The sequence below is a fragment of the Synechococcus sp. SYN20 genome (assembly GCF_014279555.1).
Taxonomy (GTDB): Bacteria; Cyanobacteriota; Cyanobacteriia; order PCC-6307; family Cyanobiaceae; genus Synechococcus_C.
Window position 1 is genome coordinate 1,875,839 of record NZ_CP047959.1, and the last position, 13,112, is coordinate 1,888,950.

A 13,112-nucleotide genomic window follows, 5' to 3' on the forward strand; every position below is an offset into this window, starting at 1 on the left:
ATCAGCCCCGCGCTCCGCCGGAGACGGTAATCAGTGAACCCTTTGAGGTACTGCCACTGGAACCCGTCACACGACTTTCAGGCCATTCAGACTGCTCGTTGCGCTTTCGTTCGAACGGAGGCATAGCTTCCCTCCCACCGGAGCGGCTTGGATTACGACGACGCGCGGAGACGCCTTCCGTACCCGTCACATGCTCGCCCCGATCCCAGTCGTCACCTGTAACTTTGGTGGAAGAGCCTTCTCCGGTGACCCGGGAGGCTGGTTCCTGCACAGCGACTTCAACCTCAGGGGTGGTGGGTTGAAATTGACGCTGGCCTTTGCTTTGGCTGTGACGCTCCTGAAATTCGCGATTATCGAATCGGAATTGTTCCGTGCCGGTGATTTTGCCACCGGCCAAATCAAAAGGGCCTGTTATACGGCTGCTGTCTTCGTAAGCCGTGCCGGTAACACCTTTGCTGATCTCACGCTGTTGCTGCGCAGCCCGTGCAGGAGAAACCACGCTGAATCGAGTCCAGCTCGACCCTTCTGGCGATTGGCCATGCGTCTCTGTTCCTAGAGGTGCCTCAGCACCACAAGCTGATGAGAGCTGATCAGCACCGATATAAGGCGTACCTGTTACGGCTTCACAAGCGCCGCGTTCGCCGCCTGTCATCACCCCTCCAATCCCTGGTTGCAGGCCTGTCATTGGGGAGGAAGGTGTCCCGGGGCGGACAGGAGTCCGTTCGCGGATCGCCTGAACCGCTGAGTTTCCGCAGTAATTGCCAGCTTGCTCGAGACCTGCGTACGGAGTCCCCGTCACGGCTTTGCACGTACCGGGTTCGTCTCCTGTTACACGCTCCGACCGTCCAGTTTGGGTTCCACTCACCACAAGGTTGCGGTTGGTGACGCTGAAACCAACTTTGGGAGCTTCTGCTTCTTGCTTGGAACCACAGAAAGTAGAGAACTGTTCAGAACTCAGGTACTGATTGCCAGTGACGCGGTGGCAAGAACCAAATTCATCACCAGTTACCGCCGATGACCGGCCAACAAGAGTGCCAGTAACACCTGTACCAGAAAGAGTTTCGGATAAACCAACCTTGGTGGCTGGGCGTCCTTCGGGCAGAGGATCAGACCCGAGATATTGATCACCCGTCAGGCTGCGGTTTGCACCGGCCTCGTTACCAGTGACATTGGAGGACTGGCCAACCATGACACCACTAATGGGTCTGCCCTGTTGGCTTTGGCTGTGACCAACTTTCCGAGGTGATGGGGTCGTGCCACCGCAATAGGCAGCGCTTTGATTCGCCGAGATGTATTCAGTACCTGTCACGCTTTTGCAGGTGCCGGGCTCATCCCCAGTCACTTTCTCCGAGCGGCCAACTTCATTACCTGTGACCCGATTGCCATGGGTGGTGGCAGACACACGAACCTTGGCAGGGGTCGTTGGTGTTGGAGCGCTCTGACAGAAGGTCTGGAACACCTCAGCACCGAGATATTCAGTGCCAGTAATCGAACGACATGTGCTGGCTTCGTTGCCCGTCGTCTTGACAGAACGATTCGCCTGAGTACCGGTCACGGTCTGACCTCCAGTGGTCTCTGACTCACCGACCTTCCAGTGAGCATCAGCGGCGGCGGCTTGCTTGGATCCGTTGCGATTCGGGCCTGTTGGACGTGTGACTCCGGCGCTTTGCTTGCTACGAGCTCCGGACTTCGCACGCAGCTCACGCACTTGCTGAGCCAGCTCCCGGCTGGTGAGATCAGGATTCGCCTGACGGGCTACCGCAGCAGCGCTTGTGGGTTGTTTACCGGCTGTCTTCCCATGTTTAGACATCGCTTCACGACGGGCTAACACGAGAGCGCGGCTGGGATTATCGATGGCACGTCGCTTTGGAGCCTTGCTGCGGCGGGAGGAACTCTTGGTTGAGAGGTCAACAGATACGGCCTGACGACTCAAACGAGTTGGTGTTTCAGCTGCAGCACTACCTCCACAACCACAATCTTTCTTGCTGACTGAGGGGGCTGTTGTGGATGTTGTTGTCGCTGTTTTGCGAGCGACCTCAGCTCGATTTCTATCTTTAGTGGTATCTGCTGATTTCCCACGACGTGAAAGGGCTTCTCTGCGAGCCACCACGAGCTCACGACTTGGGTGACTCACAGGTTTCACCCGAGAACGATGGGCAGCGGATGATGCAGATGCGAGTGATTGATTCCTTGGTCGCTGTACAGCGACGGGGGTTGCGGCCTTTGTAGGGGCAGCCGCAATTGGGTCTGCATTGGTGCGCGTCTTGCGGGCATCACCGGCCGACCGAACGCGATTCGCACCTGCTGATACAGCAACGGATGCCTTTTTGCCAGCAGTGGTGAGGGCCTTACGGCGCTCAAGTGCTAGTTCGCGACTAGAAAGTCTTGCCATGTCCGCCCGAGAGTGTCGTCGTGAGTTGAAGGGAACGAATCCCTACAGGAAAAGTTGAGCCCTGAATGAATCAGGGCTCGAAATCGTGAAGCCGAAAGATCAGCGTCCTTCGAATACCACGAAGCAGGAGCCTTGGCCCTGGGTGTAGGCGTCGTAACCAACGATGCGAACGTGATGGTCGGGGTATGCGCGATGGCAAGCCTCGAGTTCACTCACAACAACGTTGAGATCCTTCTCACCGAAGAACGGGAGCTTCCAATAGGACCAATAAGTGGCCATGGAATTGGAAGGATGGACGTGCTCAACGAGCGGGCTCCAACCTTGGGCAATGATGTAAGCGATCTGGTCATAGATCTCGTCCTGGGTCATCGGCGGAAGGAAGCCGAATGTCTCCAGGGTGGCGACTGTTTGGTAGTCACCCACGGTGCTCTGAAAAGGCATGGGGATCACGCTTGAAAAAAATGGTTTGGCCGGATCGAAATCTTCCGGCCGGAGTCATAGAGAGGCTCGGTTAAAGGGTGAAAAATTCACCCCTTGCACCGATCACTGAACGTCGAGCTTGTCGACGGTGTCGAACTCAAACTTGATCTCCTTCCAGGTCTCGAGAGCGATGGCCAGCTCGGGGCTGTGCTTACCGGCTTCCATGAGGATGTCGCGGCTTTCTTTCTCGATTTCGCGACCAGCATTGCGTGCCTTGACGCAGGCCTCGAGGGCCACACGGTTGGCAGCAGCACCAGCTGCGGAGCCCCAGGGATGACCGTGGGTACCACCACCGAACTGAAGGACGGAGTCGTCTCCGAAGATGGCAACCAGTGCTGGCATGTGCCACACGTGGATACCGCCGGAGGCAACGGCGAACACACCAGGCATGGAACCCCAGTCCTGATCGAAGAAGTTGCCACGGCTGCGATCTTCAGGAACGAAGGATTCGCGAAGTTGGTCGATGTAGCCGAGGGTGGTCTGACGATCACCTTCCAGCTTGCCGACCACGGTGCCGGTGTGAAGTTGGTCGCCACCGGAGAGACGCAGGCACTTCGCTAGAACGCGAAAGTGAATGCCGTGCTTGGGGTGACGGTCAATCACAGCGTGCATCGCACGGTGAATGTGCAGCAACATGCCGTTTGCGCGGCACCACTTCGACAAACCGGTGTTGGCTGTGAAACCACCAGTAATGAAGTCGTGCATGATGATCGGCTGATTGAGTTCTTTAGCGAACTCAGCGCGCTCATACATCTCTTCGGGAGTGTTAGCAGTCACGTTGAGGTAGTGACCCTTACGCTCTCCTGTTTCCTGCTCAGCAATCTTGATGGCTTCCGCAACGAATTCGAAGCGGTTCTGCCAACGCTGGAAAGGCTGAGAGTTGATGTTCTCGTCGTCTTTGGTGAAGTCCAGACCGCCACGAAGGCACTCATAGACAACACGGCCGTAGTTCTTGCCGCTCAAGCCAAGCTTTGGCTTAATGGTGCAACCCAGAAGGGGACGGCCGTACTTGTTCATCCGGTCACGCTCAACGGCAATACCGTTTGGTGGACCAGCGCAGCACTTGATGAATGCAATCGGGAAGCGAATATCTTCCAGACGCAGGTGGCGCAGGGCTTTGAAGCCAAAGACGTTGCCGACCAATGAGGTCAGGACGTTGGTGATGGAACCCTCTTCGAACAAATCGAGGGGGTAAGCGATGAAGGCATAGAAAGCCTCCTTGTCACCAGGAACGTCTTCGATGCGGTAGCAACGTCCTTTGTAGAAGTCGAGGTCGGTAAGGAGCTCGGACCACACGGTGGACCATGTACCAGTTGAAGATTCAGCGGCAACAGCAGCTGCAACTTCTTCTTTGGGGACACCTTCTTGGCCGGTGCACTTAAAGCAGGCCAGCAGGTCGGTGTCTAGGGGAACGTAATCGGGAGTCCAGTAAGTGTCCCTGTACTCCTTGACGCCAGCGTCGTACTTCTTGCTCATGGATTAATTCCGTTAAGTCGGTAAGAGAAATGAGAGGCGCAACCCCATCAAGGGGTTAGCGGCTGATCTCAGTCCTTCTGTCCGAGGAAGTTGCCGTTGCCGAGTGCTGGCTCAACTTCGCGGTGAGGGCGAGCAATGATGTGCGCCGCCACGAGGCCGTCGCCGACACGTTCGCAAGCATCTGCACCTGCACGCACAGCTGCGTTCACAGCACCTGTTTCGCCACGCACCAAAACTGTGACGTAGCCACCGCCGACGAATTCACGACCAATCAGGCGCACTTCAGCAGCCTTGGTCATTGCATCAGCTGCTTCGATCGCTGGGACCAGGCCGCGTGTCTCGATCATGCCGAGAGCGATACCCATGGTTTCGTTAGCCATTGCCTACCGAGTAAGGGGGGTGGAATGTTCGGGGATGACATTGGTCTGCCAGAGGCCAACTCGTCAAGCGGTTTGGGGGCTTTGCAAGATCATTGTCCATACTGAACTTCATAAGCAATACTGATCAGCCTTGCCTGGACTGATCTGAAGCACTGTGCGGGTTCGGGTGAGCACACCAACACAAGCGGTAGGCAAGGGCCCTAAGACCCCATAACTTGCCCCTCGAAGCAAAGCTTTCGCGTAAGCGGAGTGGAATGTTCAACCCCTGCTGAGCTTCATTTTCGAATCTGATCGATATTTTTACCCTTACCCCACACAATGGGACTCACTCGATCCCCTTCAGTGCTCAACCTGACGATTGCCAGTGGCAATCCACGCAAAGTTGCTGAAATAGAGGAGATGCTCGGGCCTCTCCCTCTCAATGTGCTGCGACAGCCTGCCGAGCTGGACGTTGAAGAGACAGGTACCACCTATCTCGAAAACGCTCTCCTCAAGGCTTCTGCGGCCGCACAGCTAACGGGAAACTGGGCTCTTGCTGATGATTCTGGATTGGAGGTTGATGCCCTTAACGGTGCGCCTGGCCTCTACACAGCACGACTCGCGCCCACTGATAACGAGAAAATATCCAAGTTGCTTCGATCGATGGCTGACCAGCCTTATCGCAGTGCTCGATTTCGCAGCGCCATGGTTCTTTGTTCCCCTGACGGGGCGTCGATTGAAAGCTCTGAAGGAGTGTGCTGGGGTGAACTTCTCAAACGCCCTGCCTATTCAGGTGGTGGATTGGAGTCACTGTTCTGGCTGCGCGAAACACGATGCAGCTACGGCGAAATGACAGCAGCCCAACTCAGTCGACTGGGAAGCCGCGGAAAAGCAGCAAGAGACATGGCTCCTCGCCTACGTCAGCAGCTAGGGATTCGTTGACCCCCACCTTGATCCTTTGTAAGGATCAGCGGGCTAACCCATCAACGTGACGAACAATTTCGATTGATCGATTCAATCGCGCGCATGGCGGCTGCCGCAGCCTCTTCCACATCACCTTCTCTCCCCGCAAGCGTAAGGCGTCCAAACGCTCCAACCGCTTTGACATCCACCAGGGTGATGTTCGAGGACTTCTCAGCCTCATTCGCAGCAATCAGAACATAGCCAGCAGGCTCTGTCTCGAGAATGAACATGCTCATTCCGGCTTCGATCATCGAGCCCCTGCGGTTCAGACGATTAATGAGGACGGCATGATCAGGGGTGATGGCACGAATCACTTCGGTCCAACTGACATCTGCGGGGGTTCGTCGGTCGATGGAACTACCAATCGCCTCTAGAACCACATCACCGGAATGAATCACGGTGCTTTGGTCTCGGTGATAGAGAGCCATGGAGCCAAAAGCACGCTCCACCACCATCTGCCCTAGACGGACATTGCTGGCTTTGAGAGCAATATCAGTAACGCGATGCACCGCCATCCCTGGTGAAACTTCCATCCATAAACAGGCATCGCCTGGGATCGGTAAAAAGCCCTGACTCACCGTCCCCATATAGGCAGCGAGTTGGGGTTGAAGAGAATCGAGAAAGACATAGGTGCGCAGTTCAATGGACTGCACGTGGCTGTTTTGTCTCAACAACCGTGGGGATTCGCTGTCGGTCGTGACGACACAGCTAGCTCCACTCGCCGAGGTATGTACCTCAGTTCCGGTGACGAGAGCGCTTCCGCCTACTCGCCGCTCCCGGGCATCGAAGCTGGCGAAGCGATTCATTGCGGCGATGCTACCGGAAGGTTGCTCACAAAATTCGTCTCACGACTTGCATCAGCCAACGGAACCGATACCGTCCGCGCAAATCGGGAGTTCAGGATGGCAGCCAATCAAACCCATAGCCCAGAAACAACCTCCTTGAGTTCTGAGCTCAGCGCCGAGCAAGCGCTGGGAATGATCGGAATGGGCTTAATGCAAAAGCTCAATCAGGAAGGACCAGGTCGTTGGATTTGGAGCGATGCTGAAGATGGTGGTGCTGCCAATCTTGTTGAGCTGCGCCAGAGACTCGAACTGACATCTCTTGCGATTAAGACAGGGGCTCCACTGAGTACGGCGGAAGTGACCCAATTGCTTGGCATCCGCCCTGGTTCGGAACAAGTTGAAAGGGGAGGCCTACGGGCGAGCCGATTGAGCAGAAACGTGTGGCGTCTCACCCAGATCGGCATGGATTCATCTCAGTCAACAGGTGGATTCGGCGACGATCGTTTCCGTCGTCGCCTTTGAACAGCTCCATTGATTGCAATGATTAGGAATCAGCCTTTTCGGGGCCGTCATCCTTTGACGTATCCCGAGAACGGTCATCACTTGAATCCGTTAGCTCTTCAACTTCAATACAAGCTGTGGTTTCGGCAAGTTGCTCGTGAGCAGCAATCACAGGCGCAGCTTTTGCTTTCAGTTGCTTAGCCGCTTCCTCCAGGGTCATGGTTTTGTTCTGTCTAATCTCACCAACAAACTTTTCGTAGATCTCAACTTGGTCACGATATTCCTTCAGCTTCGCGGTTTGCAGTTCCGTTTCAGCCTGATCAAAAGTGGCGAGAGCTTTCTTCAGCGCCGCACCAGCGGCCTCAGCATCAGCCACCGTGGATGCAGTGGTTAAATCATCAACTTTGTCCAAAGCTTTTTCCACCTCGGCCGCCGCAGTGCAAACGAGACCGGAATTTGAAACCACCTTGGCTTGATCAGTAACAGCCTTTTTCTCCACGGACTGACAGGCAGCCAAAGCCATACCAAGAGCTAGAAAAGCAGGGATAGCTCGGAAGGGCATCATTCAGGTCGGTAACATCATTTCCACCGGAATTTAGTCATCTCCAGCGAATCTGGCCCAACTGGGAATCAACACCGATACCGAAGAATTTTGATAAGTCTGACCACTGCGTGATTCTGGCGTCATCGTGACGGATAGGAACCTGCCTTAAAAGCGATGAGCGTGAATCTGCTCAAGGAAACAGGACCACGGGAGGTGTTCTGTGGTCTGACCTCGATCGTCTGGCTGCACCGCAGGATGCCTGATGCGTTTTTCTTGGTGGTGGGCTCACGCACCTGCGCCCACTTAATTCAAAGCGCCGCTGGCGTGATGATTTTTGCTGAGCCTCGCTTTGGAACAGCGATTTTGAACGAACGCGACTTAGCTGGCCTTGCCGATGCTCAGGATGAACTAGATCGCGTCGCTCGCGAGCTGCTTGAACGCAGACCCGAGATCCGCACCTTGTTTCTGGTGGGGTCGTGCCCCAGCGAAGTGATCAAGTTGGACTTGGCACGGGCAGCTGAACGTCTCAATGATGAATTGAGAGGCCGAGTGCAGGTTGTTAATTATTCGGGGAGCGGAATTGAAACCACGTTTACCCAAGGAGAAGACGGGGCACTTTCGGCCTTAATTCCCCTCCTGCCCTCGACAGATCAACGCCAACTGTTGATGGTCGGAACTCTCGCCGATGCCGTCGAGGATCGCCTCATTCATCTCTTTGGTCGGATTGGCATCGATTCGGTTTGCAGCTTGCCCCCACGCCAGTCCACCGAACTGCCAGCTGTTGGACCAGGGACAACGGTCCTATTGACGCAGCCGTACCTCACAACAACAGCCCGCTTGCTTCGTGATCGTGGTGCTCGCGTCCTGACAGCCCCCTTCCCCTTGGGTGCTGAAGGCAGCCGCAGCTGGATGGAAGCCGCAGCGAAAGACTTTCAAATCAATGCTGACCAAGTCGCATCCGTGCTGGATCCTCTAGTAGCTCGGGCCCAAAGCGCACTCGCTCCACACCGAGAGATTCTGAACGGCAAACGCATTTTCCTCCTTCCAGAGTCTCAACTCGAACTTCCACTCGCTCGTTTCCTGCAGAGAGAATGCGGCATGGAACTGGTGGAAGTAGGGACTCCTTACTTAAACCGCGAGCAAATGGCAGAGGAGCTAGCGCTACTCCCTGAGGGCACCACTGTCATGGAGGGACAGCACGTCGAGAAACAACTGGATCGCGTCCGTGCCACTCAACCCGATCTCGTGGTTTGCGGCATGGGGCTTGCCAATCCGCTCGAAGCAGAAGGGATTGCCACCAAGTGGTCGATTGAATTGGTCTTTAGTCCCATTCATGGCATCGATCAGGCCGGGGAATTGGCCGAGTTGTTCTCCCGCCCACTCAGACGACGCGAACTCATTCGCCCAGCACTGAACCCGCCCAGTAGCGCCCCCATCGACTCTGACCCTGTTCACGCCTAAAGCCATGCAACTCACTCTCTGGACATACGAAGGCCCTCCCCACGTTGGTGCCATGCGCATTGCGGCATCAATGGAAGGGGTCCATTACGTGCTGCACGCTCCCCAGGGCGACACCTATGCCGATCTCCTATTCACGATGATCGAGCGTCGAGATCAACGACCTCCCGTCACTTACACCACGTTTCAAGCCAGAGATCTCGGCGGAGACACCGCTGAACTGGTGAAGAGACACGTCAGGGAGGCGGTTGATCGCTTCCAACCTGATGCCCTTCTGGTTGGCGAAAGCTGCACCGCGGAATTAATCCAGGACCAAGCCGGCGCCTTAGCCAACAGCATGGGATTGGGCATGCCGGTCGTGAACTTGGAGCTGCCGGCCTACAGCAAAAAAGAGAATTGGGGTGCAGCGGAAACCTTTTATCAACTGGTTCGCACCCTGCTGAAAGATCATGCTCCTGCTGAGCTCACCCATGACCCCAAGGCATGGCAACAGCAGGGTCGTCGTCCCCGTGTGAATCTGCTGGGTCCTTCGTTGCTGGGCTTTCGCTGCCGAGACGATGTTCTAGAAGTTCAAAGACTGCTGGGCATCCATGGCATCGACGTGGGAGTGGTCGCTCCGTTGGGAGCCACGGTGGCAGATGTACTTCGCCTTCCAGAAGCCGACCTCAATGTCTGCCTCTATCCAGAGATCGCGGAATCAAGCTGTGCTTGGCTTGAGCGCAGTTTTGGAATCCCTTTCACCAGCAACGTGCCGATCGGTATCGGCGCAACCCAAGACTTCCTTGTTGAAGTTCACAATCTGCTGGGGATGACACCACCCTCCCCCCAAGCGGGAATTCGTCAGTCGAGGTTGCCCTGGTACTCCGAATCCGTTGACTCCACCTACCTCACAGGGAAAAGGGTGTTCATCTTTGGCGATGGAACGCATGCCTTGGCAGCAGCCCGGATCTGCAAAGACGAGCTGGGCTTTGAAGTGGTTGGCCTAGGCACCTACAGCAGAGAAATGGCTCGACCCGTGCGAGCAGCAGCGAAAGCGATGGGACTTGAGGCCCTCATCAGTGATGACTACCTCGAGGTCGAGGCGGCGATGGCCGCAGCTGCACCAGAGCTGGTGCTCGGCACCCAAATGGAGCGACACAGCGCCAAACGACTGGGCCTCCCCTGTGCAGTGATCAGCACACCGATGCATGTCCAGGACGTGCCGGCCCGCAACAGTCCTCAAATGGGCTGGGAAGGAGCGAACGTGATCTTCGACAGCTGGGTGCACCCGCTGATGATGGGCTTAGAGGAGCACCTCATCGGCATGTTCCGGCACGATTTTGAATTCGTGGATGGTCATCAAAGCCACCTTGGTCATGCGGGAGGTTCTGGAGCAGGTGCAGAAACGGATGTGGCGGTCAGCACCCTCAATGACGAGCTGGTCTGGACTGCTGATGGAGAAGCGGAGCTGAAGAAGATTCCCTTCTTCGTTCGGGGGAAGGTACGCCGAAACACCGAAACATTTGCCAAATCCACTGGACGCAACCAAATCGACAGCGAAACCCTGTACGACGCGAAAGCTCACTTCAGCGCCTAGCGAGTAAAAACCCTTCTTGGCTTCAATTTCTTACCCACAACAAGGAATAATCGGCTGAGTCTTTGTACTCAATGATCCAGCTATTTTGATGCCAATTCATTCAATCCTCGTCAGTCTTTCAACACCATCAGCCCTGATGTTTCGATCGCGAATTGAAAGCTGACTGTTCAACCTTGCTGAAGTAAAAATGAAAACAACACCCACGAAGCAGGTCTCTGCATGACCACAACTCTCACCCGTCCGGCGGACGGTGACGGCAGTGTTCAGGTCCATCAGGACCCAGGGACAAAAATTGAGGAGGGCGCTCTTGTCATCGCCGTTTATGGCAAAGGTGGCATCGGTAAATCCACCACCTCCTCCAACCTGTCTGCCGCGTTTTCAAAGCTAGGCAAACGGGTGCTCCAGATTGGCTGTGATCCCAAGCACGACAGCACCTTCACCCTCACCCACAAAATGGTGCCGACGGTGATTGACATCCTCGAAGAGGTGGACTTTCACAGCGAGGAGCTCCGCCCCGAAGATTTCATGTTCACGGGATACAACGGGGTGAAATGTGTCGAGAGCGGAGGGCCACCCGCCGGAACCGGTTGCGGTGGTTACGTCACCGGCCAAACCGTGAAGCTGCTTAAAGAGCACCACCTCCTCGAAGACACCGATGTGGTGATCTTTGACGTGCTGGGCGACGTGGTTTGCGGTGGCTTCGCCGCACCGCTTCAACACGCGAACTATTGCCTAATTGTGACCGCTAACGATTTTGATTCCATCTTCGCGATGAACAGAATCGTGCAAGCGATCCAAGCCAAGGCGAAAAACTACAAGGTGCGCCTTGGCGGTGTAGTTGCGAATCGCTCCGTGGATACGGACCAGATCGATAAGTTTAATGCACGTACGGGCCTTCGTACGATGGCTCATTTCCAGGATGTGGATGCTATTCGACGTTCACGCCTGAAGAAATGCACCATTTTCGAGATGGACGAAAATGAGGATGGTGTGAAAGCTGTCCAAGAGGAATACATCCGATTGGCGAGCAATATGCTCGACAATGTTGAACCCTTGGAAGCCGTATCTCTGAAAGACAGGGAGATCTTTGACCTTCTTGGTTTCGACTGATCAGAGACCAACGAGTTTCATTGAAAGCTCCCAAACCCGTCGGGCGACATCAGGATTTGTCGCCTTGTCGGACAGTTCTTGGCTGAATTGCTTGCCATCTTTCTTTTGACGATTTCCCCAACTCCAATGCACACCTGATTGGCTGAAGTCGGGGTTCGCCACCACCATTGCAACCCGTTCACCAGCTAAAGCCTGAGAGACATAACCGCCCGTAATCTTTTTCTGAAACCAAGGGAAGATCACTTGAAATGCCTTCGGGGTGTTTCTGAACAAAGGAGTGTCAGCTACGCAGCCTGGATAAAGAGACGTGCAGCTAATTCCGGTATCCTCGTGGATCCGTCGATGCAGTTCCTGAGTTGTGATCATGTTGCAAAGCTTGCTGTCTTTATAAGCCTTGCCTGGCTTAAATATCTGGCCACTCGCCATCGCGACCGGGTCTTGAAAGCCCGCTTCAAAACCTGAGAGGTCCCCAAGATCAGCTGGGGCCGGAATCGGAATTTTCCCTCCTAATTCCTTGGAGTTGGCGGTCACGGTGCCAAGGATGACGATCCGTTTTGAGGGGTGGCTGGACGCCTTCAACCGGTCAAGAAGCAACTGAATCAACAAGAAATGGCCCAAATGGTTAGTAGCCATCGACAGTTCATAGCCCTGGGGCGAACGCTTGGGCTCCTTCAACTTGGGTTCGTAGACCGCAGCATTGCAAACCAGCGCATCAACCCCGATTGAGAGGTTCTCAACCCCATGACGAACACTCTCTAAATCCCCTAGATCCATGAGGATGTGATGAAGTCGATTGCGAGGGATACCAAGCTCATCTGCTGCACCAGCAGCTCGCTGAGGACTGCGGTTAGCCGTAATCACGGTCCATCCCTGTCGAGCCAACGCATGAGTGGCGTTTAATCCCACACCAGAGGTGGTTCCGGTAATGAGAACGGTGCCTGGAGTTCCCATCTTGAGATGCCTTATCTCATTCCAGTTTGACCTTTCAAGTGTCGTTGGAGATAACTCTCAAAGAACCTTGAGTTCAGCGCCAAATAATGCGAAGTCGGTTTGGTGCAATCCACTGATCCTGTTCATCCATCAGGCGCTCTCTTCCACCGAGGGTGAACAAACGGTCAAAACGTTGCTGTAAGCCACGAAGCTTGTTGGTCTCCACATCCACAACAGCAGCAAGCTCTCCATGGCGGTCTAAGCGTTCCTGATAAGCCACGGAAAGCCTGACAAGACTGACGCCACCAAGGCTGATCAGACCAATTTTCACAGCCAATGCAAGGCCACTGCATAGCACGTCTCTGCGATCACCCTGATTTTGAATCAGGGCAGCACGGCTGACAGCATCAACCGGGTCTTTAGCGGAGCGATCAGATGACCTGCGTCGTTGTCGTGTTGGCGATGGAGCTGCCTTAGCCATATCCGCTTGTAACGCAGCGGACAAAGACTGCAAGAGGCCGTCGCTCAATCACGACGT

At 55.1% G+C, this 13,112-nt stretch carries 13 protein-coding genes; 5 read left to right on the forward strand and 8 right to left on the reverse strand.

All coding sequences use genetic code 11. The annotated features are described in order from the left end of the window. Position 1: 1 nt before the first annotated feature. From SynSYN20_RS09950 to SynSYN20_RS09965, 4 genes are all read right to left on the reverse strand, one after another. The gene (locus SynSYN20_RS09950; RefSeq protein ID WP_186523414.1) at positions 2 to 2,392 is read right to left on the reverse strand and encodes a CsoS2 family carboxysome shell protein; all 2,391 of its coding nucleotides are present in this window, start codon (positions 2,390 to 2,392) and stop codon (positions 2 to 4) included. A gap of 99 nt (positions 2,393 to 2,491) precedes the next feature. Next, on the reverse strand, positions 2,492 to 2,833 hold the full coding sequence (locus SynSYN20_RS09955; RefSeq protein WP_006853347.1) for a ribulose bisphosphate carboxylase small subunit: 342 nt from the start codon (positions 2,831 to 2,833) through the stop codon (positions 2,492 to 2,494). A gap of 102 nt (positions 2,834 to 2,935) precedes the next feature. Then, the gene (locus SynSYN20_RS09960) at positions 2,936 to 4,348 is read right to left on the reverse strand and encodes a form I ribulose bisphosphate carboxylase large subunit (RefSeq protein WP_186523415.1); all 1,413 of its coding nucleotides are present in this window, start codon (positions 4,346 to 4,348) and stop codon (positions 2,936 to 2,938) included. A gap of 68 nt (positions 4,349 to 4,416) precedes the next feature. Continuing rightward, positions 4,417 to 4,728: a BMC domain-containing protein gene (locus SynSYN20_RS09965; protein WP_006169870.1), complete on the reverse strand. Its 312-nt coding sequence runs from the start codon at positions 4,726 to 4,728 to the stop codon at positions 4,417 to 4,419. Positions 4,729 to 5,046: 318 nt separating this feature from the next. On the opposite strand from SynSYN20_RS09965, the gene SynSYN20_RS09970 reads away from it, so the two are divergent. Continuing rightward, complete coding sequence (locus SynSYN20_RS09970; RefSeq protein WP_186523416.1) at positions 5,047 to 5,649, forward strand: non-canonical purine NTP pyrophosphatase; 603 nt, start codon at positions 5,047 to 5,049, stop codon at positions 5,647 to 5,649. Between the two features lie 41 nt (positions 5,650 to 5,690). Here SynSYN20_RS09970 and SynSYN20_RS09975 read toward each other — a convergent pair whose 3' ends face one another. After that, the gene (locus SynSYN20_RS09975) at positions 5,691 to 6,476 is read right to left on the reverse strand and encodes a BMC domain-containing protein (RefSeq protein WP_115071553.1); all 786 of its coding nucleotides are present in this window, start codon (positions 6,474 to 6,476) and stop codon (positions 5,691 to 5,693) included. A gap of 96 nt (positions 6,477 to 6,572) precedes the next feature. Between SynSYN20_RS09975 and SynSYN20_RS09980 the strand changes: the two genes are divergently transcribed. Beyond that, the gene (locus SynSYN20_RS09980) at positions 6,573 to 6,977 is read left to right on the forward strand and encodes a hypothetical protein (RefSeq protein WP_186523418.1); all 405 of its coding nucleotides are present in this window, start codon (positions 6,573 to 6,575) and stop codon (positions 6,975 to 6,977) included. A 22-nt stretch (positions 6,978 to 6,999) separates the two neighbouring features. On the opposite strand, the gene SynSYN20_RS09985 is transcribed toward SynSYN20_RS09980, so the two are convergent. Beyond that, positions 7,000 to 7,479 carry a hypothetical protein gene (locus SynSYN20_RS09985; RefSeq protein WP_255476237.1) on the reverse strand — a complete coding sequence of 160 codons (480 nt, stop codon included), beginning with the start codon at positions 7,477 to 7,479 and terminating at the stop codon, positions 7,000 to 7,002. 195 nt (positions 7,480 to 7,674) lie between these two features. On the opposite strand from SynSYN20_RS09985, the gene SynSYN20_RS09990 reads away from it, so the two are divergent. The 3 genes from SynSYN20_RS09990 to bchL all read left to right on the forward strand — a co-directional run bounded on the left by SynSYN20_RS09990 (position 7,675) and on the right by bchL (position 11,644). Then, positions 7,675 to 8,961 (forward strand): ferredoxin:protochlorophyllide reductase (ATP-dependent) subunit N, encoded by a 1,287-nt coding sequence (locus SynSYN20_RS09990; RefSeq protein ID WP_186523421.1) that lies wholly within the window; start codon positions 7,675 to 7,677, stop codon positions 8,959 to 8,961. Positions 8,962 to 8,965: 4 nt separating this feature from the next. Next, entirely contained in the window at positions 8,966 to 10,534 is a 1,569-nt protein-coding gene (locus tag SynSYN20_RS09995; RefSeq protein ID WP_186523423.1) for a ferredoxin:protochlorophyllide reductase (ATP-dependent) subunit B, read from the forward strand. A 219-nt stretch (positions 10,535 to 10,753) separates the two neighbouring features. Beyond that, positions 10,754 to 11,644, forward strand: a complete 891-nt coding sequence (bchL, locus tag SynSYN20_RS10000) for a ferredoxin:protochlorophyllide reductase (ATP-dependent) iron-sulfur ATP-binding protein (protein WP_186523425.1) — start codon at positions 10,754 to 10,756, stop codon at positions 11,642 to 11,644. Here the strand turns inward: bchL and SynSYN20_RS10005 are convergent, their stop codons facing one another. Beyond that, positions 11,645 to 12,595: a protochlorophyllide reductase gene (locus SynSYN20_RS10005; RefSeq protein ID WP_186523427.1), complete on the reverse strand. Its 951-nt coding sequence runs from the start codon at positions 12,593 to 12,595 to the stop codon at positions 11,645 to 11,647. A 73-nt stretch (positions 12,596 to 12,668) separates the two neighbouring features. Then, the gene (locus SynSYN20_RS10010; RefSeq protein WP_186525577.1) at positions 12,669 to 13,055 is read right to left on the reverse strand and encodes a hypothetical protein; all 387 of its coding nucleotides are present in this window, start codon (positions 13,053 to 13,055) and stop codon (positions 12,669 to 12,671) included. Positions 13,056 to 13,112: the final 57 nt, after the last annotated feature.

What these genes read in the sequence shown, in the direction of transcription:
- SynSYN20_RS09960 (WP_186523415.1), bottom strand. Translation starts at nt 4,348, where the DNA reads ATGAGCAAGAAGTACGACGCTGGCGTCAAGGAGTACAGGGACACTTAC.
- SynSYN20_RS10010 (WP_186525577.1), bottom strand. Translation starts at nt 13,055, where the DNA reads ATGGCTAAGGCAGCTCCATCGCCAACACGACAACGACGCAGGTCATCT.
- SynSYN20_RS09990 (WP_186523421.1), top strand. Translation starts at nt 7,675, where the DNA reads ATGAGCGTGAATCTGCTCAAGGAAACAGGACCACGGGAGGTGTTCTGT.
- SynSYN20_RS10005 (WP_186523427.1), bottom strand. Translation starts at nt 12,595, where the DNA reads ATGGGAACTCCAGGCACCGTTCTCATTACCGGAACCACCTCTGGTGTG.
- SynSYN20_RS09995 (WP_186523423.1), top strand. Translation starts at nt 8,966, where the DNA reads ATGCAACTCACTCTCTGGACATACGAAGGCCCTCCCCACGTTGGTGCC.
- SynSYN20_RS09970 (WP_186523416.1), top strand. Translation starts at nt 5,047, where the DNA reads ATGGGACTCACTCGATCCCCTTCAGTGCTCAACCTGACGATTGCCAGT.
- SynSYN20_RS09985 (WP_255476237.1), bottom strand. Translation starts at nt 7,479, where the DNA reads ATGGCTTTGGCTGCCTGTCAGTCCGTGGAGAAAAAGGCTGTTACTGAT.
- bchL (WP_186523425.1), top strand. Translation starts at nt 10,754, where the DNA reads ATGACCACAACTCTCACCCGTCCGGCGGACGGTGACGGCAGTGTTCAG.
- SynSYN20_RS09955 (WP_006853347.1), bottom strand. Translation starts at nt 2,833, where the DNA reads ATGCCTTTTCAGAGCACCGTGGGTGACTACCAAACAGTCGCCACCCTG.
- SynSYN20_RS09980 (WP_186523418.1), top strand. Translation starts at nt 6,573, where the DNA reads ATGGCAGCCAATCAAACCCATAGCCCAGAAACAACCTCCTTGAGTTCT.
- SynSYN20_RS09950 (WP_186523414.1), bottom strand. Translation starts at nt 2,392, where the DNA reads ATGGCAAGACTTTCTAGTCGCGAACTAGCACTTGAGCGCCGTAAGGCC.
- SynSYN20_RS09975 (WP_115071553.1), bottom strand. Translation starts at nt 6,476, where the DNA reads ATGAATCGCTTCGCCAGCTTCGATGCCCGGGAGCGGCGAGTAGGCGGA.
- SynSYN20_RS09965 (WP_006169870.1), bottom strand. Translation starts at nt 4,728, where the DNA reads ATGGCTAACGAAACCATGGGTATCGCTCTCGGCATGATCGAGACACGC.